Source organism: Brevibacillus fortis (assembly GCF_046196545.1).
GTDB lineage: Bacteria > Bacillota > Bacilli > Brevibacillales > Brevibacillaceae > Brevibacillus > Brevibacillus fortis_A.
In genome coordinates, this window is sequence record NZ_CP176370.1 from 572859 (window position 1) to 592564 (window position 19706).

Consider the following 19706-nt stretch of genomic DNA (forward strand, 5'->3'; position numbering starts at 1 on the left):
ATAAACGAAAGATTCGGCTTTGTCTCGATGTTGATATAAAAAAATCCTTTACAATGGAATGGTCAGATAGTTTCTGTCCATAATCCACTGAAAGGATTACCAAATGACCAAAAAAAGGTATCCTTGTCCATGCGCTAAAATGGATTCCGCCTATTTTTTCGAAAAGGTTTTATCAAGAGGTAGCTTCAAACGATCAGGACAAGTATGTGAAAAAGCTAACCACTCCATCCTATCTCCTGTTATTTCTCCATGCTCAACTGCAACAACGAGAAGGGTTGCGTGCAATCGCAGACGATGCGTTAAAGACGAAATTTCAACTAGAATTAGGATTTACATCCATCAGTACTTCGCAACTTTCACGAAAGCATCAACAAATGAACACGCAACTGCTCCAGTATGTCTTTATGGAGTTGGTTTAGCGTATTCGCTTATGCTCAATGCCTTCAAAATGGAAGCGAGATTTTCGAATCATTAACTCTACGAGGATTCCGTTGTGTGTAGAAACATATAAATGGGCAACCTTTCGCGAGACAAAAGCAGGGGTGGAGCTATACTTCCGGCTGGATTTTGTAACTCCGGAAGATGTCTATCCAGAAACGTTACAGTTGACAACCGCTTGTTCCCATGATCGAACACAACTCGATGAGCTGGTCAGTCTGACATTACGTATGTATTTGACAGGTGATTTTTGGATTATGCGAAATTTGATGAGTATTACAAACAATGTGTTTTTTTGTCGATAGAGCGAAGAAGAACGCATCGATTCAATATTTGTTTGACCGATCTATACCTGAAAAAGGGCGATTACTAGAGATAGTTTCGTGGAAGTGAGGACAATGCAAAAGCGAATGCGCTATCTTCTTCGCCTCGTCGAAACCACAGATTCAGAAGGAAATCCCCTCGTGTTAATCACAAATCGGTGGGATCTATCGGCAGAAGAGATTGGCGACATGTACCGCAGCCGGTGGGCCATTGAAATCTTTTTTAATGGCTGAAACAACAAGTGAGGACTACCTCGTTTTACGGGAAAGGGAAAAAGCCGTTTTGAATCAGGTGTTTGTCGCTCTGATCGCCTATTGTTTTCTTGTGTTGGAGAAAATCTATTCGAATAGTAAAGGCATAAAATTACCAAATGGACAGAACTATCTTTAGGTTGTTATTCCGTTCTTAGCTTTTTGAAAACAAAACATCATCCAGAAAAGTCAGTTTATTTTTGTGCGTGTGTTTTTATGCAACGCTAGTAAACTAGAGTTAATAAAAAGAACATTTGCAGTGAAAAAGAAACAATACCATGATTAAGGAAGAATATAAAAGTAGGATCTAAATTCTACAGAACACCTCTTTTTCGGTGGAGGACTTTAAATACAGACTGAATGATTATAAGCGATGGCAAACGGGTTGGGGATTATCGTCCTCAACCCGTTTTGTTAACAGTCTTGAGACAGAAACGTGTTTTGTTGGAAGTAATAAATGTTTGAAAGAATGAAAAACAAAGGAGCGTGTTCTCAGTAATCAGTTTGTTGAGACAATGGATTAATGAATTGTACTTCGAGGCGTTAGACTTACGTTTTACGTTCAGGATGAAATAGCGCGAAGTTATAAAGTTATTTTCATAATAGTCAGATAATTTGATCTCAAAATGTTTTTTCAAAAATCAAGAGGCAGAATAGGACCTGACAAGGACGGAAAAAATAGGCGCAACGTACGTAAAAAGGAGGATGTTTCCATGTGGCATGGCTGGCCGATCGAACGCGTACTGATTCTTTTTTCTGGATTGGCGTTTGCCCTGATTGCGGTTCAGGTCACACTTTTTCACTCCAGACAAAACTTCCGACATTGGGCAATGTGGATTCCTGTGCTTGAGCTCCCTGTATTTGCGGTTACTGCTATTGTTTTATCGTTTGTGAATGCGGGTTGGCTGCGTTGGGTGTTTGCGTTGATGATGGTGGTCGGCATGGCTGGTGGTTTGTACGGGGCTTATTTGCATACGGTCGGGGTTGGGCAGCGTGTGGGAGGTTATTCGCAAGGTCAAAATTTTCTCGTCGGTCCTCCTGTGATTCTTCCTTTACTGATCACCGCAATGTCAGCATTAGGGCTTCTTGCGCTGTTTTGGTAAAAATCGTTTTCGAAGGGGTGAGAGGACATGGAGAAGCCTCGACGTTACCCATCCTATGATGTTTGGGACCAGCATACAGAGTGGGATGCTCACACAAGGAAAGTAGTAGGGGCCAGAAAAATGCCCGCGATTGCCAATCAATTTTTTACGAAGCCTGAATCCTTGCTCTTACAAACAGTCGTAGGCGTATTGGTCCACGATCACCGTTTGGAGGTGCTGACCTTTGTGGTGGAGCATCTGGATAATACGACGGCTAGTAATATCGGGGAGTCGCAACGAAAGGTCGGAGTTCCACCCAAAAAAGAGCTCTACCGCTCGGGCTTGAAAGGGATTGATGCGGAAAGTCATGCCGCTTATGGAACTGATTTTGTTGCGTTGAAGCTAGACCAGCAGGAAGCCGTTCTTCAGCACGTCGCGAATGGGGGCATCCAAAACCAGGAGGCGTGGACAGACTTGGCTCCTACAGATTTTTTCAAGCGGTTGCTGCATGACACTGTCAGTGCGTACTATTCACATCCGTTAGTTTGGTCGGATATCGGCTACGGCGGACCTGCTTATCCGCGCGGCTATGTACGGGTGGAAAAAGGTTTGACGGACCCATGGGAGGCGAAAGCAAATGACGAGTCATGACCATCGTACGATTACTCATCGCCCCACTCCTGTGGATCAAAGAAAATACGCCGATGACGCAGATGTATGCATCGTAGGTGCTGGAGCGGGAGGAGGCGTACTGGCTTATGAGCTGGCAAAGGCCGGGTTGCGCGTAGTCGTACTGGAAGCAGGGCCGTTTTGGGACCCGCAACACGATTTTGCCAGTGATGAGCTGTCGATGCGGAGATTGGCCTGGCAGGAAACGAGGCTGGTAGCAGGCAATGACCCACTGCGTATGGGACATAACAACTCAGGACGGGGAATTGGGGGAGGCACCGTGCATTTTACGGGGGTGTTCCTGCGTTTCCACGAGAGTGATTTTAAGACGAAGACCGTAGACGGCGTAGGGGAAGACTGGCCGATTACGTATCAGGACCTTGCCCCGTATTACGACAAGATCGAACGGGAGATTGCGGTCTCAGGTCCCAATCATTTTCCGTGGGGTTCTTTTCAAGGCCCTTATCCGTACCCCGTTCGGGAGCCAATCAGTGCCAATGCCCAACTGTTCCGGGAAGGGTGCGAGAAGCTGGGGATCGAGAGTGTGGTCGCCCCTTTGGCGATTTTATCGGCTCCCTTTGATGGACGTCCTCCCTGTATCAATCGTGGCTTTTGCAATCAAGGGTGCATGCCGAATGCCAAGTACAGCGGGTTGATTCATCATATTCCCAAAGCGATAGCGGAGGGGGCAGAGGTGCTGTCCGACTGCATGGTGACGGAAATTTTGATGGCTGGCGACCGGGTCAGTGGTGTGTTGTTCAACCATAATGGCTTGACGCACAGGCAAATGGCTCGTGTGGTCATTTTGGCCGGGTTTGTGGTGGAGACTCCCCGATTGCTGCTCAGTTCGGCGAATGCTCAGTTTCCGCAAGGGCTGGCGAATTCGAGTGGATGGGTAGGAAAAGCAATTATGCCCCACTCCAGTCATGATGTATACGGACGACTCCCGGAGGAAGTGCGATTGTATAAAGGAACACCTGTCCTTGCTTTGACCCAGCATTTTTATGAAACGGATCGGGAACGAGGATTTGCCCGCGGATATACGTTGAGTGCACACGGGGTACGTCCGGTCGGGATGGCTGCTGCCATTGCTGCCGAGAGGGAAGACGGCTCGTATTTATGGGGAAAACAGCTTCGAGAGACCATGCTGGATTACAATATGTATGCGCGGATCACCTTGGTAGGGGAAGTGCTGCCTCATCCTGATAACAGAGTGACGCTCTCAGGGGAAAAAGATGAATACGGTATGCCGATCCCTACAGTAACGTTCAGTTATCAGGAGAACGACAAACAACTGTACAAGCATGCTATTGGGCAAATGAACAGGATTATAGAAGCGATGGGGGGGCAGCCGGAACATGTGGTATCTGATACTGCTCATCTCATGGGGGGATGCCGGATGGGGAATGACAGGGAAACCTCTGTGGTGAATGAATATGGGCAGTCACATGACATACCCAATCTTTTCATAGCGGGTGCTTCTACGTTCGTTACCTCGAGTGGCAGCAACCCGACAAATACAGTCATGGCGCTTGCTGCGCGCACTGCAGACAAGATCATTGAGGCGATGAAAAAGCAAGATGTATAAGCAGGATTCACATAACTTTTGCGTTCTATCTTCCCCATCATATAAGCCATATAGTATACTGATAAACAGATATGTAAGGCAAAGGTGGGTATCCTTATGGAAATGGATTTGATGCAGGTACTGTTTTTGTCAGAGACTTATAAGCTACTTGGTGACAAGACGCGCTTGACGATCATGGCTCTCCTGCAAGTACAGTCCTTATGTGTCCGTGATCTCGTGGAAATTTTGCAAACTTCCCAGCCTTCTGTTTCCCAGCACTTGGCTAAGCTAAAAACTCATGGTTTGGTCAAAGAGCGTCGGAAGGGACCGTGGGTATATTACTCCGTTAATACAGAATGCGGTCCTGAAGTTAAGCAAATTTTGTCTAACTTGCCGGATATGTCGCCAATCGTCAAACAAAAATCAGTTGCAAGTGAACCTTCATTTGGCTGATCAGTCGTAAAAAGCGTTGGATCAATTGAGATCCAACGCTTTTTTTAGTTCTTCCTTGTCAAATCCATGGATGACAATTTGCTCACCGTTTTCCTTTTCAATGTAGGTAACAGGTGTCATGCTGGCGCCTAATTGAATGGCTTCCTGGAAATAAGTCTCGTTTTGACGGATGTCTCTGTCTTCGAAAGCAATGTTGTTTGAAGTCAGCCACATTTTTTCTTCCTGACAAGGACCGCAAGTGACTTGGGTATAGATAATAACCTTTTGAGCCATACGTAATTGCTCCTTTCAAAAGCAGAATAGAAGCCTTGCACTTTCCAATATGAATGATCGGTCGCGACAAAGCAAGTCAACAACAGCATGATTTGGAAAAATGAGGATGGATACGCACATAGAGGGCTGTACAAATTATATTCAGTGACGTCGAGGAGGTGAATGTAACGATGCCTAAACAAAACAGACAAGCTGGTATGGGCCAAGCGAACCAAGCTAGCCAAGCAGCAAACACTGCAACTGAATTCGCAAGTGAAACAAACGCAGCAGAGGTTCGTCGTCAGAACCAACAATCCGCTCAACAATCTGCACAACGCGCTGCTTCCCAAGGTGCTGCGACTGAATTCGCAAGTGAGACAAATGTTGCGGAAGTTCGCCGTCAAAACCAACAATCGGCTGCGCAACAATCTGGCCAAGCTACTGAGTAAGAGCCAGCGGAAAAGGCCCTCGCAATTTGCGGGGGTTTTCTTATTTTTTACGGAAAGTCTATGCGCAGAATGTGGTTTCTATCCTCGCACTTGCAAAAGCGTGGAAGTGGATGATACTGTGATTCGTAAATCAGCCCACTTAGGAGGCAATTGCTCATGATCATTGGAACAGGCGTAGACATTGTGGAAATAGAGCGCATGGCTACTTTGATAAACAGACAAGAGAGTGCAATCAAACGCTTTTTGACCACAGATGAACAACAACTCCTGCATGGAAAAGCAGAGACGAGACAGGCGGAAATGGTAGCAGGCAGATTTGCTGCCAAGGAGGCGGGGGCAAAGGCTCTTGGCACAGGCATTGGTGCTGTACTCAGCTTTTTGGACATGGAAATCCTCCCGAATGCTTCGGGTAAGCCGATCATGACCATAAAGCACGAGGTGTACAGCAAACTCGATCTGGACCCGACTCGTGTTCATATTCATGTGAGCATTTCACATAGCCAGACGCATGCGATTGCGCAAGTCATTGTAGAAGAACGATAGATGTTTGAACAACCTCGATAAACTTGTCTGCATATTGGGACGAGGATGGACATACATTTATATCGCGTAGATCAGGAGGGACTACCTGCTCTTACACAGGAAGGCTAAGTCTGTAGCCGATCCAAGCGATATATCGCCAACTTCGTATCCATTTGCAACTATTGACACGATGTGCGCTGCATGGGCGAGAGACTGACAGATTTCCCAGGAAATAGACAGGGATGCCCTTCTTTGTCGAAAATATTGACAAGGAGGAGTTCATTGAATGAAACGGGTAGCTTTACCACTGGTGTTATTGTTGGTTTTCACCCTGTTCCTCGGCGGTTGTTTCGGTCAGAAAACACCAGAAGATGTGGTGAGCGACCTGAACGGTACGCTGGGAAAAATGTCTGGGTACAAGTCTCAGGCTGTTTTGACCATGCAGACAGGCTCTACCCCCATGGAGTACGATGTTCAGGTCTGGTATGAAAAGCCAACCAACTATCGGGTAGCTCTTACTTCGAAGCAGCGTGGCATTACACAAATCATCTTGCGAAACAATGAAGGAGTCTTTGTACTGACCCCGCATCTGAACAAGAGCTTCCGCTTCCAAAGTGGCTGGCCTGAGAACAACGGACCGTTGTATCTATACGAAACGCTGGCCAAGAGCATTATCGATGACACCGAGCGCCAAATGAAGATGGAAGAAAAACAGTATGTATTCGAAGTGAAAGCGAACTACAGCGGCAACCGTTCTTTGACCAAGCAAAAAATTTGGCTGACAGAAGATTTCAAACCGACGCACGCCGAAATTATGGATGCGAGCATGAATCCGCTCGTACGGATTGATTTCACTGATTTTTCGTTCAACCCTATGTTTGATAAAGACGCCTTTGACAAAGAGCGCAACATGACAACAAGCTCGTTGACAACGATCCCAACAATGGCGCAAACAAATGGACAGGTCGTGAAACAGCCCAACAGCCAATTCGGCGTCATCGTCCCTACGTATATGCCAGAAGGGGTTACGCAAGCAGATATCGAGCCAGTTACCCGTGATGGAGAGAGAAAGGTCATCTTGACCTACAAAGGGGCCTACAATTACAAGGTAATCGAAGGACGCCCGACAGCAGCATCTGTGTCGTATGAGCAAGGTATGCCTGTGAACCTCGGCTTTACGGTTGGTGTGCTTGCGCAGACAGGTGAAAATCAGCGACTGCTGACATGGGAGCTCGACGGCATCGAATATACAATCGCGGGGGATCTGCCTGAGGAAGAAATGGTGAATGTCGCACAGTCGACATACGGCCTCAGCGCGAAATAAAAGTGTGGGAGAGGGGACGGTGAATGCCGTCCTCTTTTGCATGTGCTTTTGCTTTGGAAAGTAGCTGCAGTGGAAGGGAAGAAGCGCATTTCCAGTCTACGCTTCGGCCTACGCCCCGCTGTAGGTTGGACTGTCCGTTCCGAAATAAATGACGGGAGCGCTTCAAAAGTAGTCATCTCGATGACGTATTCGCAGAGGTTGAAGCTGAAAACCCCCGTCATTTATTTCGGAACTGGGTCGGGCTCCAGAGGCGCTTGGACTGGAAATGCACTTCTTCCCAAGCGGCTTTGTTCTACTATCTAAGAAATGAATCGAAAAAGCTGGCGAAAAGAAAAAGCACAGGGCTCGCAGACCTTGACAACGCCTACCCAGTCGGAACTGCAAAAAGAGGACCACGCTTGTCGAACACTTCTTCCTTGCGAAGCATCCGCCCGTAGGGTGGCTTTGGCTCGACGGTCCTTTTTTTGCAGTGGAGACGGCCAGTGAATCCCCCTGCTGGCGTGTCAGAGTCGAAGAGAACTGTGCTTTTTCTTTTCCTCCACTATGTTGACTCAAACCAAAATGTCCTCCATAGTTTTTTACGATTTTCCCTCAAGTTTTCCTTTTTTCTCAAACGGGAATCTAAAAATACCCATGTACACTTGGTCTTGTACCAAAGAGGAAGCACACTACACGAGCAAAGACGAAAGGGTTGAGTGTATATGTTTAGCAAAGCGAAAATGGGAATGCTGATGGGAACGATGGCAGTGGTTCTGAGTCTGGGTAGCATAGGCGGAGCAATGGCAGCCGATTCAGCACAAACAACTTCCTTGAATAAACCGGCAGAAGTAAAATTCAAAACTGGCAAGATGGGCCACCACGGTGGAGTGGGTTTCAAAGAAAATACAGAGCTGCTCGCGCTGTTGAAGCTGGATGCTGACAAGCTGAAAGAAGAGCTCCAGGCAGGGAAAACACTCGCAGCGATTGCACAAGCCCAAGGAATTGACACCGCAGATGTCGTGGCACTCTTGGTTGAACAGCAAGAGGCCAAGCTGAAGGAAGCAGTAACAGCAGGCAAGCTGACGCAGGAGCAGGCAGATAAGCTGTCTGAAAATCTGAGCGATCGCGTAAAAGAACAGGTAGAAAACACGAAACCGGATAAAGGCTTCAGCAAAGGAGGCTTCATCGGTGGCTTCGAGAAAAACGAAGAACTGTTGTCTCTCTTGAAGCTGGATGCCGATAAACTCCAAGAAGAGCTGAAAGCGAAGAAAACGCTGGCTGCCATCGCAGAAGCCCAAGGCGTATCCGTGGATGATCTGGTAGCGCTGTTGGTGAAACAACAGGAAGCCAAGCTGAAAGAGGCGGTAACCGCCAGGAAGCTGACACAGGAACAAGCCGACAAAATGAATGAGAATGCCAGTGAGCGGGTAAAAGAAATGGTGCAAAACACGCATCACGGACGTGGACCGGGTAAAGGAATGGGCATGGAGAAAAATGAAGAACTGCTGTCCCTCCTCAAGTTGGATGCAGACAAGCTGAAGGAAGAGCAAAAAGCAGGAAAATCGTTGGCGACCATCGTCAAGGAGCAAGGCGTAGAAGTGGATGACGTTATCGAGCTCTTGGTAGGTCAGCACGAAGCCAAGCTGAAAGAAGCAGTAGAGGCAGGCAAGCTCACACAGGAGCAAGCAGACAAGCGCAGCGAGGAATTGACAGCGATGGTGCAAAAGATGGTGGATGGCAGCTTTGAAAAAGTCGTTTTCCCAAGACATGAAAAAGAGGAAAAAGACCAGGAGGAAACCATGTAGAAAAGTCAGCAGGTGGGAGCTAATCCCATCTGCTTTTCTATTTTCTCGGGATTGGTCGATGAGGGCCGATTTGTACATAAAAACCAACGTGCGAATGAGGTGAAAGGACAATCCGCGAATTGACACATAGCGGGAAAACACGATACATTCAGAGTAACTTATTGAATGAGGTGGCATGCTTTACATGAAGAAACCGTCTAACGAAGTTTTGTACGAGGAAGCATCGACCTACAAAGACATGCTCCTGCGAAAAAGCTGGAAAATGCGCATTAACGAGACTGTCATGTTTGTGCTGGGGATGATGATTCTCTCTCAATTTTTCCCGACCAATGACACGAGATTCAAGGTGCTTGTTTTCGCCATTGCCATTGCTGTTGTTGGATTGTCTCCGTTTCTGTACAAATCGGTATTGCGTCCGGTGTACAAGCTGACCAAGACCCACCTGATTATATCCATGTCAGGGCAGGAAAAAAGCTACCCGCTGTCTGAAGTCGAGCAGATTTATGAAGGCCGTCATTTTTATCGTGTAGGCGGCAAAAAGGAATCACTGATGGTTTCCAGGCAATTTCTCAGTCATTTAAATGAACGCTTGTTTTACTATAAAAAAGGGAACAAGAGGAGATAGGAATGAAATCGTTTTGTCGTGACACTTGGGTAGAGGTTGATTTGGATGCCATCCGGGCGAACCTCGTGACATTCAAACGCCATTTGCCAGAAAAAACAGGTATTATGGCTGTTGTGAAAGCAGACGGGTATGGTCATGGCGCTGTCCATGTTGGAAAAGAAGCGTTGGCGAGCGGTGCAGATTCACTTGCAGTCGCATTGCTTGATGAAGCGCTTATTTTGCGGAGGGCAGGGATCACAGCGCCGATATTGGTGTTGGGATACACACCTCTCGAATCCATTGTCACTGCAAGCGAGCTGGAAGTGGAGTTAACCGCTTACAGCGTCGAATGGATCACGGAAGCGAATGACATTCTTCAGAAAAACGATCACAAGCCTGTCGGGATTCATGTAAAGACCGATACGGGCATGGGACGTTTGGGTGTTCGGACAAAGGAAGATTTGCTTGCGGTCGTAAGTGCCCTTGAAGAATGCTCAAAGCTTAAGTGGACAGGCATTTTTACGCATTTTGCCTGCGCGGATGAACCAGATACAACCCATGTGCGACGACAACACGACTTGTTTCAATCCTTTTTGCAAGCACTGCGTGAAGCAAATAAAACATTGCCGACCGTTCATTGCTGCAATACGGCTGCGGCTATCGCATTTCCCGATTGGGGGTATGATACGATTCGTTTAGGCATAGGTTTATACGGATTGTATCCTTCTTTGTACATGAAAGAACGTGCGGATGTCATTCTTGCCCCCGCCCTGGCGCTCAAGACCAGAATTGCCCACGTGAAGAAGGCAGATGAGCCATTCACGGTCAGCTATGGTGCTACGTATGCAGCAAAGCCTAACGAGTGGATTGCAACGCTGCCGATCGGATACGCAGATGGCTATTCTCGCCTTCTGTCCAATCGTGGTGAGGTGTTGTACAATGGTTCGCGCTACCCGATTGCAGGCAGAGTTTGCATGGACCAACTCATGGTCAGCCTGAATTCGACGGAAGCAGCGGTCAATGATGAGATCGTCTTGTATGGCAAGCAGGGGGACGAGGAAATCTCCTTGGATGAAATTGCCGATTTGCTGGGAACCATCAATTACGAGGTTCCTTGTATGCTGAATTACCGAATTCCGCGCCTTTATTTGCGCGACCAGAGAGTAACTGACGTATTTCATCCATTGACAATGAAGCACTCGTCCCGTGAAAATGTAAATAACTAGCAAGGGAAATCAGCAGGAATTTTCCCGCGGAACACGAATACTAGTTAAGCGAAAAAGCTGGCTTTTTTGGGTAAACGAAGTCTTCACCTGCATCTTTGATTGTTTACACTCATGTTTTCTCACCAAAAAAGCGACAGTAGGTATATTTTTGCAATGGATTCGACATAATGGTATTGTTCATATTGGCTGTTCTTTCTAGAACCAGCATAGCGGATGGAAGTTACGGTCATGGTTGGAGGTGGATTTGTCTTGTCGAAGTCAAACACGAAACGCATCATGATCAGCTTGCCACAACACTTGCTTCAGGAAGTGGATGGCGTTATTCAAAAGGAAAAATCCAATCGCAGCGAGTTTATTCGTCAAGCGATGCATTTGTATTTGAAAGAGCGAAAAAAACGCACAATCCGTGAGACCATGCAAAAAGGGTACATGGAGATGGCGAAGATCAATCTGAATATGGCATCGGAGGCTTTTGGCGCTGAAGAAGAGGCTGACCATACTCTTGTCCGCTTAGTTAGCGGGGTGTGACTGGTGATTGTCAAACGTGGCGATGTGTTTTTCGCGGACCTGTCCCCGGTCGTTGGCTCTGAGCAAGGAGGCGTACGGCCTGTTTTAGTCATTCAAAACGACATTGGAAATCGATTTAGTCCGACGGTCATCGTCGCAGCCATTACGGCGCAGATTCAAAAGGCGAAGCTGCCTACGCATGTGGAAATTGACGCAAAAACTTATGGATTTGATCGTGACTCCGTTATTCTGTTGGAACAAATACGAACCATTGACAAACAACGTCTAACTGATAAAATAACGCATCTCGATGACGAGATGATGGATCGGGTTAATGAATCCTTGCAAATCAGTTTAGGACTCATTGATTTTTAACGTGTGAAAAAAGATCAGATAGGAAAAGCCACTTGAGTGAAGCAAGTGGTTTTTTGCTGTCAAATTTGCAGGGATTTTATAGGTGCACAGCGAACTGTTCGAAAAGAGAATATAAGACAAAATGTGACACAATATGATTTATTTTTCGAGGTAGAGAAAAAACTCATTTCTACCTACCAAGCGAGGCGGAAGGGGTTTTTTTGGTTGTGGCAGACTATTCTCCTGAGACAATCAATATAGAACAAGAATCAGACATCGTGACGGCGCGGCAAGTGGGGCGAAATATGTCGAAGTTGTTTGGCTTTGGCACGATCACGCAGTCCCGCATCGCCACGTCAATCTCTGAATTGGCTCGCAATATTTATTTGTATGCGGGTACGGGGACGATCACCATTTCGCCGATTGAGCGCGAAGGAGTGATCGGCTTGCAAATAACAGCGAATGACAGCGGTCCAGGGATTCCTGATATTCGTCAGGCGTTAGATGATGGTTATTCGACTTCGGGTGCCCTCGGGGCCGGATTGCCGGGTGTTAGGCGCATGATGGATGAATTTGAGATCCACAGTACCCTGGGAGAAGGGACGCGTGTCGTTGTTGTGAAGTGGAGCGATCAAGCAAAGGAGGAATGAGATAAATGGTAACCCGGAGCTTCCAGGAAGAGTATGTAAAAATTCTTCGGGATTACCTGAGTGCTCAAGGGGAGGACCAGCTTTACGGAGCCCAGCAGTTGGGGAAATGGATGCTTTCTCAAGATATTTCGCCAGAAGAAATAACTGATTTGCATGCGCGAGCGCTTGAGCAGCTCGGGGAAGTGCCAGAGTTTGTGCGCTCCTCCTTCTCCATTTTGACAGAGGTCATGATTGAATATGGGAACGAGCACCGATCCGTAAACAGCTGGCGCAATAGGCATCAGCAGATGGAATCAGAAATAGCCGTGGCGAAAGCGATGCAACAATCACTTTTGCCAAGTGAGGTTCCAGTCTATCCAGATCTGGAGATTGGCGTAGTGAGTGTTGCCGCGAAACAAATCTCGGGCGACTATTACGACTTCATTGAACAGAACGAAGGTCGTTTCGGCGTCGCTATTGCAGACATTACCGGAAAAGGAATGCCTGCTGCGATGTGTATGTCGATGGTGAAATATGCGATAGACAGCCTTGGACAAATGGAGCTGGGTCCCGATGAAATGCTGCACCATTTAAACCGGATCGTGGGAAGAAATATTGATCCGAGCATGTTTGTGACGATGCTGTTTGGCAGTTACAACTCGAAGGAACACTGTTTCCGTTATGCGATGGCAGGACACGAGCCAGGATTTTTGTACAGGTCGGCAGAAGGAAAGTTTTACGATCTCGAAGGGCGAGGGAATGCACTCGGTTTATCCCCAAACAGTGAATACGAGGTTCAGGAGATTCGTTTAGAGATAAATGATGTTCTGATTCTTCTGACGGATGGTGTAACAGAATGCAAAAATAACCGATACTATTTGCAAAGGGAAGAGCTTGTACACCATTTGCAAAAAGAGGTGGGCGAATCTGCCCAAAAGATGGCAAACGGCCTGTACAATAGACTGCTTCTGCTCTCCCAGTTTGACCTGCTGGATGATTACACCATGATTGTACTTCGAAGAACCTAAGCAACGTACGGGGGGTAGACGCAGATGGACCTGCTAATTAAGACAACGAGCCTTGAAACTGAGCATCGAGTGGTCCTTGGTGGAGATATTGATGCTTTTACAGCACCGAAAGTAAAGGAAACACTCCTATCACTCGTTACCAAGCCGGATATCAATCACATTACGGTTGATTTGGAAGCAGTAGAATACATGGACAGTACCGGAATCGGAATTTTCATCGGGATTATGAAAGAGTGCATCCAACGAAATCGTACATTTGAGGTGCACAAATTGTCTCCGCGTGTGGAAAGGCTATTTCGCATCACTGGCTTATACGATCATATTGCCATCCGCAAAGGAGAGAGCGAGTAATGGGTCCAAATCGACCTCAGGCAGACGTGATTCAATTGACTTTGCCAAGCAAGGCGGAGTATTTGGGAGTAGCGCGTCTGACTGTATCCGGTATAGCCAACCGTATGGGCTTTTCTTATGATGAGATTGAGGATATCAAGCTTGCCGTCGGAGAAGCATGCACGAATGTAGTAAGACATGCATACAAGGAAACAGAGAATCCAGGCTCCATTCATATCCAATGCCACGTTTATGAAGATCGGTTGGTGATCGAGGTAAGCGATCAGGGCGTAGGATTTTCAAATGAGCTCATTGCTGAGCAACTGACGCCGATTTATGCAGGGAAAAGCCTAGAGGATTTGGATGAGGGCGGGCTCGGGCTCTATCTCATTCACACGCTTATGGATGAGGTGGAGACTCGCTCTGAATCAGGGGTAGTAGTCTCTATGACCAAGTATGTTCGGCAGGATGGGGTGGCTGGCAATGACTGGACAATCTCGGAAGCAGAAATATAGTCCAGAGGAGTTGAAGGAGCTCATCCACCTGTATGGTGAAACAAAAGATCCTGCGATACAGGAACAACTGGTGAGGGCCTATACTCCTCTTGTGGAATCGTTAGCGAAGAAGTTTGTTCGCGGACAAGTCATGTATGAAGACCTCGTGCAAGTCGGATTAATTGGCCTGCTTGCTTCCTTTCGTCGGTTCGACCCTAGTTTTGAGCGGACATTTGAGAGCTTTGCGATCCCGACTATCGTGGGGGAGATTAAGCGCTATATTCGGGACAAGACTTGGAGTGTCTATGTTCCGCGCAGAGTAAAGGAACTGAGCCCGAAGATCAAACGGGTGGTAGACGAGCTCACGATCAAGCTGCAGCGTTCTCCCCAAATTGCGGACATTGCCAACAGCCTCGGCGTTACAGAGGAAGCGATTCTGGAAACCTTGGAGATGGGGCGCAGCTATCATTCTCTCTCCATGGACAGCGAGCTGGAAGCGGATTTGGACGGCAATACCATTTCTTTACTCGACCTAGTGGGGACGACGGAAGAAGGATACGGAGCAGTCGAGCAGAATCTGATGCTGGAGCGGGCCCTGCAAATTTTGGATCACCGTGAAAAAGAAATCATTCAATTAACTTTTTATCAAAATTTGAGTCAGAAGCAAGCGGGGGACATCATGGGGATGTCGCAGATGCATATTTCCCGCCTTCAGCGCAGGGCGTTGGGCAAGCTGAGAGAAGCATTGAAAGTGGAACAGCTGGAAACCGCGACGTAGAGGGGCCAAGTGGCTCCTCTTTTTTCTTCCCTTTTTCCAGTCCTTGTTAGCAAATGTGGTACAATAAACGACGAAGAATGAGCGCAGGAGGACAGGTATGGAGCTTACGTTGATGATCCAGACAATCGCCCAAGATACGGGTGTCAAACCTCACCAGGTGGAGCGCACGGTTGCCCTCCTGGATGAAGGAAACACGGTTCCTTTTATTGCCCGCTACCGCAAAGAAATGACGGGGCAGCTAGATGAAACACAAATTCGAGCGATTGAGGAACGCGTTCGCTATTTACGCAACCTGTCAGTGCGGAAGGAAGAAGTCGTTCGGCTCATCGATGAGCAAGGCAAGCTGACGGACGAGCTGCGCACAGCTATTGAGCGTGCCACAAAGCTGCAAGAGGTAGAGGACCTGTACCGCCCTTACCGCCAAAAACGCCGTACGCGTGCAACCATGGCCAAGGAGAAGGGACTCGAGCCACTTGCCAACTACCTCATGAGTTTACCGAAAACCGGGAATCCGGAAGAAGAAGCAAAACCATATATCAACCCGGAAAAAGGCGTAGAGACGACTGAGCAAGCTCTGCAAGGAGCAATGGACATTGTGGCGGAACTTCTGTCTGATGACCCAGAAATTCGCCAGTGGGTTCGTCAACGCTCCGTGCAAAAAGGATTGCTTCTGACGGAGCAGAAAGCCGAAGAAGCAGACGAGAAAAATGTATACCAAATGTATTACGCATATAGTGAGCCTCTGAAAAAGGTCGTTCCACATCGTGTACTGGCCATCAATCGGGGAGAAAACGAAGGCATTTTGAAGGTTTCCATTGAAGCGCCTGCCGCAGAGATTGTGGCTTGGATGCAAAAACGCACTATTCCTCGTGATACAGTAGCCCGCAATCTGCTGACTTTGACAGTCGAGGACGCGTATAAGCGTCTGATTGCCCCTTCTATTGAACGAGAGGTGCGCGCCGAGCTGACAGAGGCAGCCGAGGAACGTGCCATTCACATCTTTGCAGAAAACCTGCGCAATTTGCTGCTTCAACCGCCTGTCAAAGGCAAAGTCGTACTTGGGGTCGATCCGGCGTTTCGGACAGGCTGTAAGCTCGCCGTTGTAGACGAGACCGGCAAGCTGCTTGAGGTTGCCGTCGTTTATCCGACCCCTCCGGCCAATAAAGTCGCTGAAGCTACAGTGAAAGTGAAGCAGATGATCGAAACCTATGGGGTTACGGTTGTGGCGATTGGGAACGGTACTGCTTCGCGCGAGACAGAACAGTTCATTGCCACGCTACTGAAAGAGCTGAAGCGAGAGGTAATGTACATCATCGTAAACGAGGCAGGTGCATCCGTGTATTCTGCTTCTACCCTGGCCAAGGAAGAATTCCCGGACTTGGATGTAGCAGAGCGAAGTGCAGCTTCGATCGCGCGTCGCTTGCAGGACCCGCTCGCTGAGTTGGTCAAAATCGATCCGAAGTCCGTCGGGGTTGGTCAGTACCAGCACGATGTTTCCCAATCGAGGTTGGCAGACAGTCTGCAGTTTGTGGTTGAGTCTGCCGTAAACCATGTTGGAGTAGATGTGAATACGGCTTCTCCTTCTCTATTGCAGTATGTATCAGGGATCAGCCGTCAAGTGGCGGGGAATATCGTGAAAAAACGGGACGAGATCGGGAAGTTTACGGAGCGCTCCCAGCTGAAGGCGGTTCCGCGCTTGGGTGCTAAAACGTACGAGCAGTGCATCGGGTTTCTCCGCGTGATGGACGGAGCGAATCCACTAGACAAAACGCCGATTCACCCGGAATCGTACGATGCGACCCACCAGCTATTATCGATGCTGGGCATTAGCGCTCAGGAGATTGGCAGTGACAACTGCAAAGAACGCGTGCAGTCTTTGGATGTAAAAGAGACCGCTGCAAAGCTCGGGATTGGCGAGCCAACACTGCAAGACATTGTGGACAGCCTCTTGCGTCCTGGTCGCGACCCGCGTGACGAGCTGCCAAAACCACTCTTGCGAAGTGATGTCCTCCAGCTGTCTGATCTGAGTGTGGGCATGAAGCTGCAAGGCACTGTGCGCAACGTGGTCGACTTCGGAGCGTTTGTGGATATCGGTCTGAAAAACGACGGTCTCGTGCACATTTCCCGCTTGAAGAAGGGCTTTGTCAAACATCCACTTGAAGTGGTGACCGTTGGCGATATCGTTGATGTATGGGTAGTAGAAATTGACGAGAAACGTCAGCGTGTAGGGATGACCATGATCGCGCCAACGGAAGGATAAGGTTCTCGCTTCGCTACTTTCTCGGTGCTGAAAAGACAACTTCTTGAACATGAACTAAAAGGCGGCCTCCTGTCAGTCAGGACGGCCGCCATTTTTTTCTAAATATAAGAACCAGCAACTGTTGAGCACACGTATTTGGCGAACGTCCTTCCCATTAAAGGCACGTTGCAACTGCCTGCGCATCCATTGTGGCATGAAAGTACCTCCTGGAGATATTCGTCTATAGGCAATGTATGCGCCGAGACGAGCAGGAGGTGCCTAGAATTTTCATTTACTCTTCTTCTTCGTGCAAATACTCCAATTGGGCTTGCAGAGCACGGATCTCTGTCAATAAAGAGATGAGTGGATACTCGGTCTCTTGTAAGGCAGCAAAGCGGCGCTCCAGACCACTGACGTACTCCAAACCATCCACGATCGAAAGCTCGCTCTCTAACCGTTCCACATCCGCACAGTCTGCCAGAACCGTAGGCAATTCCGGGCGCTCTGTGATCGTCAATTTGTCAATTTCCTTGTAAAGTCGTTTCAATAGAGCGATTAATTGGTACATATGCGTTTCGGGCAACGAGACAAACTGTAGTCCGTCACGGGACTGCAACAACAAATAGCGCATGAGCTCCTCCACCATTCTGTCTACCGTTTATTTGTGAAAAACGTCTCGACGTTTTTCATTAAACAGGATATGACCGCATGCGGTCAGCAAATAAACGGTCACAACCGTTTATTTGCAATCAGTGTAGCCTATCTGTCTGGCACTTTTCAACTGGAACTGCTATGGTGAAAGGAAGGAAGCGGAGGAGATGAGATGACCGATTCGGAACTGCAAATGCTGGTAGAGCAAATATCCAGCGAATTTTTTGCCAAGCCCTTTCGCCATCAGGCCCGCTTTAACAGCAGATTGCGCACAACTGGCGGAAGGTATTTGCTACGCTCGCATGACATTGAATTGAATCCGAAGCATTTGCAGGAGCATGGTGTGGAGGAATTAATTGCGATCATCAAGCATGAACTTTGCCATTATCATTTGCACATAGAAAAGCGCGGGTATCGTCACGCTGATCGGGATTTTCAACTGCTTCTGCGTCAAGTGGGGGGAAGCCGATACTGCCAACAGGTAGGAAACGGTCGGACGACCCTGCCTTATCGCTACGAGCTGGTTTGCAAGGCATGTGGTATGAGCTACAAACGCAAACGAAAGATGAACCCGAGCCGCTATCGTTGCGGACGCTGCAAAGGAAAGCTGCTGTTGCGCGAGCTTGTGACGTAAAGAGTCAGAGGCGACTGGCTTTCTTGCGCGTCTTTTGACAGCAGGGGTATAATGAACAGACGAAAAATGTTTTCCGCGAAGGAAAAGGAGCGTTTGAAGTGGCACACGACGAATTTTCCCTGATCCGGCAATGGACGAGTCGTTCTGCGGGGCAGGAAGGGAACGGTTTGACTGTCGGGATAGGGGATGATGCCGCTGTCTTCTCCCCAGCGCCAGAAATGGAAGTCGTGGCCTGCTGCGATGCGATGGTGGAGACGGTTCATTTTTTGAAGAAAACGATGAATCCTAGTGATATCGGATATAAGGCTGTTATCAGCAATGTGAGCGATGTTGCAGCGATGGGCGGGGTTGCCCGGTATGCGCTTGTCAGTATCGCGGTAAGTCCGCAATGGATGCCTGACGAATGCCAGCAAATCTATGAAGGTATTTACGAGGCCTGTCAGGCATATGGAGTTCGTGTCATTGGTGGCGATACCGTTTCTGCGCCTGATGCCCTACACTTGAGTGTAACCGTACTGGGCGAGGTGGAAAAAGGGCGTGCCATTCGTCGCTCACAAGCAGAGCCTGGGCAGCTTGTTTTTGTTACAGGGCATGTCGGAACTTCTGCAGCAGGACTACATCTTCTCCTGCAAGGCGAGACTGCTGAAAGAGGCGTCTCTTTACCTTGGGAGACATTGATGGATGCTCATCAGCGTCCTGTTGCCCAAATAAAGGCGGGAAGACTGCTCCTGGAATCAGGGGCATGCAGTGCGCTGAATGATGTCAGTGATGGACTTGCATCAGAGCTGTGGGAGATTGCCGAGGCGAGCGGCGTATCGATTTTGGTCGATGCTGCAACAGTACCGATCCATGACGAAGTTCGGGAGTATGCACGGCACGTAGAGAAAGATCCGCTGGAATGGGCTTTTTATGGCGGTGAAGATTATCAATTGGTCGGAACGCTTGCGAAAAGTCACTACGAAGCCGTAAGCAAGCAATTTGCCGCTAGTGGTGTACCGTTTACTGTCATCGGTGAGGTGGTAGAAAAAACGCATGAGCCAGAATTGATGCTTCAGCGCGATGATCAACAGCTCCCGTTGCCCAAAGCGGGTTTCAACCATTTTAGGAGTGGATGAAA

26 protein-coding genes are annotated in these 19706 nt (G+C 48.2%); 23 read left to right on the top strand and 3 right to left on the bottom strand.

Annotation, left to right across the window (positions count from 1 at the left end):
• The first annotated feature begins 152 nt into the window (after positions 1-152).
• The 7 genes from ACKKE8_RS03205 to ACKKE8_RS03235 all read left to right on the top strand — a co-directional run bounded on the left by ACKKE8_RS03205 (position 153) and on the right by ACKKE8_RS03235 (position 4784).
• Positions 153-419 carry a DUF4372 domain-containing protein gene (locus ACKKE8_RS03205; RefSeq protein ID WP_409179063.1) on the top strand — a complete coding sequence of 89 codons (267 nt, stop codon included), beginning with the start codon at positions 153-155 and terminating at the stop codon, positions 417-419.
• A gap of 72 nt (positions 420-491) precedes the next feature.
• On the top strand, positions 492-743 hold the full coding sequence (locus tag ACKKE8_RS03210) for a hypothetical protein (RefSeq protein ID WP_409176903.1): 252 nt from the start codon (positions 492-494) through the stop codon (positions 741-743).
• A 93-nt stretch (positions 744-836) separates the two neighbouring features.
• Positions 837-995, top strand: a complete 159-nt coding sequence (locus tag ACKKE8_RS03215) for a hypothetical protein (RefSeq protein ID WP_409176904.1) — start codon at positions 837-839, stop codon at positions 993-995.
• 731 nt (positions 996-1726) lie between these two features.
• Positions 1727-2116, top strand: coding sequence for a hypothetical protein (locus ACKKE8_RS03220; protein ID WP_409176905.1), 390 nt, complete (start codon positions 1727-1729; stop codon positions 2114-2116).
• Positions 2117-2143: 27 nt separating this feature from the next.
• The gene (locus tag ACKKE8_RS03225; protein ID WP_409176906.1) at positions 2144-2746 is read left to right on the top strand and encodes a gluconate 2-dehydrogenase subunit 3 family protein; all 603 of its coding nucleotides are present in this window, start codon (positions 2144-2146) and stop codon (positions 2744-2746) included.
• Positions 2733-4352: a GMC family oxidoreductase gene (locus ACKKE8_RS03230; protein ID WP_409176907.1), complete on the top strand. Its 1620-nt coding sequence runs from the start codon at positions 2733-2735 to the stop codon at positions 4350-4352. The genes ACKKE8_RS03225 and ACKKE8_RS03230 overlap by 14 nt, the downstream gene beginning before the upstream one ends.
• A 96-nt stretch (positions 4353-4448) precedes the next feature.
• Entirely contained in the window at positions 4449-4784 is a 336-nt protein-coding gene (locus ACKKE8_RS03235) for a metalloregulator ArsR/SmtB family transcription factor (RefSeq protein WP_048036218.1), read from the top strand.
• Positions 4785-4805: 21 nt separating this feature from the next.
• On the opposite strand, the gene ACKKE8_RS03240 is transcribed toward ACKKE8_RS03235, so the two are convergent.
• Positions 4806-5057, bottom strand: coding sequence for a glutaredoxin family protein (locus ACKKE8_RS03240; RefSeq protein ID WP_409176908.1), 252 nt, complete (start codon positions 5055-5057; stop codon positions 4806-4808).
• A 170-nt stretch (positions 5058-5227) separates the two neighbouring features.
• On the opposite strand from ACKKE8_RS03240, the gene ACKKE8_RS03245 reads away from it, so the two are divergent.
• The 14 genes from ACKKE8_RS03245 to ACKKE8_RS03310 all read left to right on the top strand — a co-directional run bounded on the left by ACKKE8_RS03245 (position 5228) and on the right by ACKKE8_RS03310 (position 17325).
• The gene (locus ACKKE8_RS03245; RefSeq protein ID WP_409176909.1) at positions 5228-5485 is read left to right on the top strand and encodes a gamma-type small acid-soluble spore protein; all 258 of its coding nucleotides are present in this window, start codon (positions 5228-5230) and stop codon (positions 5483-5485) included.
• A 156-nt stretch (positions 5486-5641) separates the two neighbouring features.
• Complete coding sequence (gene acpS / locus ACKKE8_RS03250) at positions 5642-6028, top strand: holo-ACP synthase (protein WP_409176910.1); 387 nt, start codon at positions 5642-5644, stop codon at positions 6026-6028.
• A gap of 265 nt (positions 6029-6293) precedes the next feature.
• Positions 6294-7331, top strand: coding sequence for a DUF4367 domain-containing protein (locus tag ACKKE8_RS03255; RefSeq protein WP_409176911.1), 1038 nt, complete (start codon positions 6294-6296; stop codon positions 7329-7331).
• 701 nt (positions 7332-8032) lie between these two features.
• The gene (locus tag ACKKE8_RS03260) at positions 8033-9115 is read left to right on the top strand and encodes a hypothetical protein (RefSeq protein ID WP_409176912.1); all 1083 of its coding nucleotides are present in this window, start codon (positions 8033-8035) and stop codon (positions 9113-9115) included.
• A 184-nt stretch (positions 9116-9299) separates the two neighbouring features.
• On the top strand, positions 9300-9740 hold the full coding sequence (locus tag ACKKE8_RS03265; protein WP_106652689.1) for a hypothetical protein: 441 nt from the start codon (positions 9300-9302) through the stop codon (positions 9738-9740).
• A gap of 2 nt (positions 9741-9742) precedes the next feature.
• Positions 9743-10945 (top strand): alanine racemase, encoded by a 1203-nt coding sequence (gene alr, locus ACKKE8_RS03270; protein ID WP_409176913.1) that lies wholly within the window; start codon positions 9743-9745, stop codon positions 10943-10945.
• Positions 10946-11173: 228 nt separating this feature from the next.
• Positions 11174-11473, top strand: coding sequence for a CopG family ribbon-helix-helix protein (locus ACKKE8_RS03275; RefSeq protein WP_007721089.1), 300 nt, complete (start codon positions 11174-11176; stop codon positions 11471-11473).
• A gap of 3 nt (positions 11474-11476) precedes the next feature.
• A complete protein-coding gene (locus ACKKE8_RS03280) occupies positions 11477-11827 on the top strand; it encodes a type II toxin-antitoxin system PemK/MazF family toxin (protein WP_005830205.1) in 351 nt (116 codons plus the stop codon).
• Between the two features lie 200 nt (positions 11828-12027).
• Entirely contained in the window at positions 12028-12456 is a 429-nt protein-coding gene (locus ACKKE8_RS03285) for an anti-sigma regulatory factor (RefSeq protein WP_007721070.1), read from the top strand.
• 5 nt (positions 12457-12461) lie between these two features.
• Complete coding sequence (locus ACKKE8_RS03290; RefSeq protein WP_409176914.1) at positions 12462-13463, top strand: PP2C family protein-serine/threonine phosphatase; 1002 nt, start codon at positions 12462-12464, stop codon at positions 13461-13463.
• A 24-nt stretch (positions 13464-13487) separates the two neighbouring features.
• Positions 13488-13814, top strand: a complete 327-nt coding sequence (locus ACKKE8_RS03295) for an anti-sigma factor antagonist (RefSeq protein WP_409176915.1) — start codon at positions 13488-13490, stop codon at positions 13812-13814.
• Positions 13814-14308, top strand: coding sequence for an anti-sigma B factor RsbW (gene rsbW, locus ACKKE8_RS03300; protein WP_409176916.1), 495 nt, complete (start codon positions 13814-13816; stop codon positions 14306-14308). Before ACKKE8_RS03295 ends, rsbW begins: the two co-directional genes overlap by 1 nt.
• Entirely contained in the window at positions 14277-15065 is a 789-nt protein-coding gene (sigB, locus tag ACKKE8_RS03305; RefSeq protein ID WP_007721066.1) for an RNA polymerase sigma factor SigB, read from the top strand. Before rsbW ends, sigB begins: the two co-directional genes overlap by 32 nt.
• 97 nt (positions 15066-15162) lie before the next feature.
• Positions 15163-17325, top strand: coding sequence for a Tex family protein (locus ACKKE8_RS03310; protein WP_409176917.1), 2163 nt, complete (start codon positions 15163-15165; stop codon positions 17323-17325).
• Between the two features lie 72 nt (positions 17326-17397).
• Here ACKKE8_RS03310 and cmpA read toward each other — a convergent pair whose 3' ends face one another.
• Together cmpA and ACKKE8_RS03320 are read right to left on the bottom strand one after the other, a co-directional pair.
• Entirely contained in the window at positions 17398-17520 is a 123-nt protein-coding gene (gene cmpA, locus ACKKE8_RS03315) for a cortex morphogenetic protein CmpA (RefSeq protein ID WP_012684250.1), read from the bottom strand.
• A gap of 76 nt (positions 17521-17596) precedes the next feature.
• A complete protein-coding gene (locus ACKKE8_RS03320) occupies positions 17597-17935 on the bottom strand; it encodes a hydrolase/acyltransferase (protein WP_409176918.1) in 339 nt (112 codons plus the stop codon).
• Between the two features lie 192 nt (positions 17936-18127).
• Here ACKKE8_RS03320 and ACKKE8_RS03325 point away from each other — a divergent pair, with 192 nt between their 5' ends.
• A complete protein-coding gene (locus ACKKE8_RS03325) occupies positions 18128-18589 on the top strand; it encodes a SprT family protein (protein WP_409176919.1) in 462 nt (153 codons plus the stop codon).
• Between the two features lie 98 nt (positions 18590-18687).
• Entirely contained in the window at positions 18688-19704 is a 1017-nt protein-coding gene (gene thiL, locus ACKKE8_RS03330; RefSeq protein ID WP_409176920.1) for a thiamine-phosphate kinase, read from the top strand.
• The last annotated feature ends 2 nt before the right edge of the window (positions 19705-19706 follow it).

Excerpts from the sequence above, each read along its gene's own strand:
- ACKKE8_RS03290 (WP_409176914.1), top strand. The coding sequence starts at position 12,462 with ATGGTAACCCGGAGCTTCCAGGAAGAGTATGTAAAAATTCTTCGGGAT.
- ACKKE8_RS03310 (WP_409176917.1), top strand. The coding sequence starts at position 15,163 with ATGGAGCTTACGTTGATGATCCAGACAATCGCCCAAGATACGGGTGTC.
- sigB (WP_007721066.1), top strand. The coding sequence starts at position 14,277 with ATGACTGGACAATCTCGGAAGCAGAAATATAGTCCAGAGGAGTTGAAG.
- ACKKE8_RS03240 (WP_409176908.1), bottom strand. The coding sequence starts at position 5,057 with ATGGCTCAAAAGGTTATTATCTATACCCAAGTCACTTGCGGTCCTTGT.
- ACKKE8_RS03235 (WP_048036218.1), top strand. The coding sequence starts at position 4,449 with ATGGAAATGGATTTGATGCAGGTACTGTTTTTGTCAGAGACTTATAAG.
- rsbW (WP_409176916.1), top strand. The coding sequence starts at position 13,814 with ATGGGTCCAAATCGACCTCAGGCAGACGTGATTCAATTGACTTTGCCA.
- ACKKE8_RS03295 (WP_409176915.1), top strand. The coding sequence starts at position 13,488 with ATGGACCTGCTAATTAAGACAACGAGCCTTGAAACTGAGCATCGAGTG.
- ACKKE8_RS03275 (WP_007721089.1), top strand. The coding sequence starts at position 11,174 with ATGGTTGGAGGTGGATTTGTCTTGTCGAAGTCAAACACGAAACGCATC.
- ACKKE8_RS03220 (WP_409176905.1), top strand. The coding sequence starts at position 1,727 with ATGTGGCATGGCTGGCCGATCGAACGCGTACTGATTCTTTTTTCTGGA.
- ACKKE8_RS03215 (WP_409176904.1), top strand. The coding sequence starts at position 837 with ATGCAAAAGCGAATGCGCTATCTTCTTCGCCTCGTCGAAACCACAGAT.
- alr (WP_409176913.1), top strand. The coding sequence starts at position 9,743 with ATGAAATCGTTTTGTCGTGACACTTGGGTAGAGGTTGATTTGGATGCC.
- ACKKE8_RS03230 (WP_409176907.1), top strand. The coding sequence starts at position 2,733 with ATGACGAGTCATGACCATCGTACGATTACTCATCGCCCCACTCCTGTG.
- ACKKE8_RS03260 (WP_409176912.1), top strand. The coding sequence starts at position 8,033 with ATGTTTAGCAAAGCGAAAATGGGAATGCTGATGGGAACGATGGCAGTG.
- acpS (WP_409176910.1), top strand. The coding sequence starts at position 5,642 with ATGATCATTGGAACAGGCGTAGACATTGTGGAAATAGAGCGCATGGCT.
- ACKKE8_RS03225 (WP_409176906.1), top strand. The coding sequence starts at position 2,144 with ATGGAGAAGCCTCGACGTTACCCATCCTATGATGTTTGGGACCAGCAT.
- cmpA (WP_012684250.1), bottom strand. The coding sequence starts at position 17,520 with ATGCCACAATGGATGCGCAGGCAGTTGCAACGTGCCTTTAATGGGAAG.
- ACKKE8_RS03320 (WP_409176918.1), bottom strand. The coding sequence starts at position 17,935 with ATGCGCTATTTGTTGTTGCAGTCCCGTGACGGACTACAGTTTGTCTCG.
- ACKKE8_RS03255 (WP_409176911.1), top strand. The coding sequence starts at position 6,294 with ATGAAACGGGTAGCTTTACCACTGGTGTTATTGTTGGTTTTCACCCTG.
- ACKKE8_RS03325 (WP_409176919.1), top strand. The coding sequence starts at position 18,128 with ATGACCGATTCGGAACTGCAAATGCTGGTAGAGCAAATATCCAGCGAA.
- ACKKE8_RS03265 (WP_106652689.1), top strand. The coding sequence starts at position 9,300 with ATGAAGAAACCGTCTAACGAAGTTTTGTACGAGGAAGCATCGACCTAC.
- ACKKE8_RS03245 (WP_409176909.1), top strand. The coding sequence starts at position 5,228 with ATGCCTAAACAAAACAGACAAGCTGGTATGGGCCAAGCGAACCAAGCT.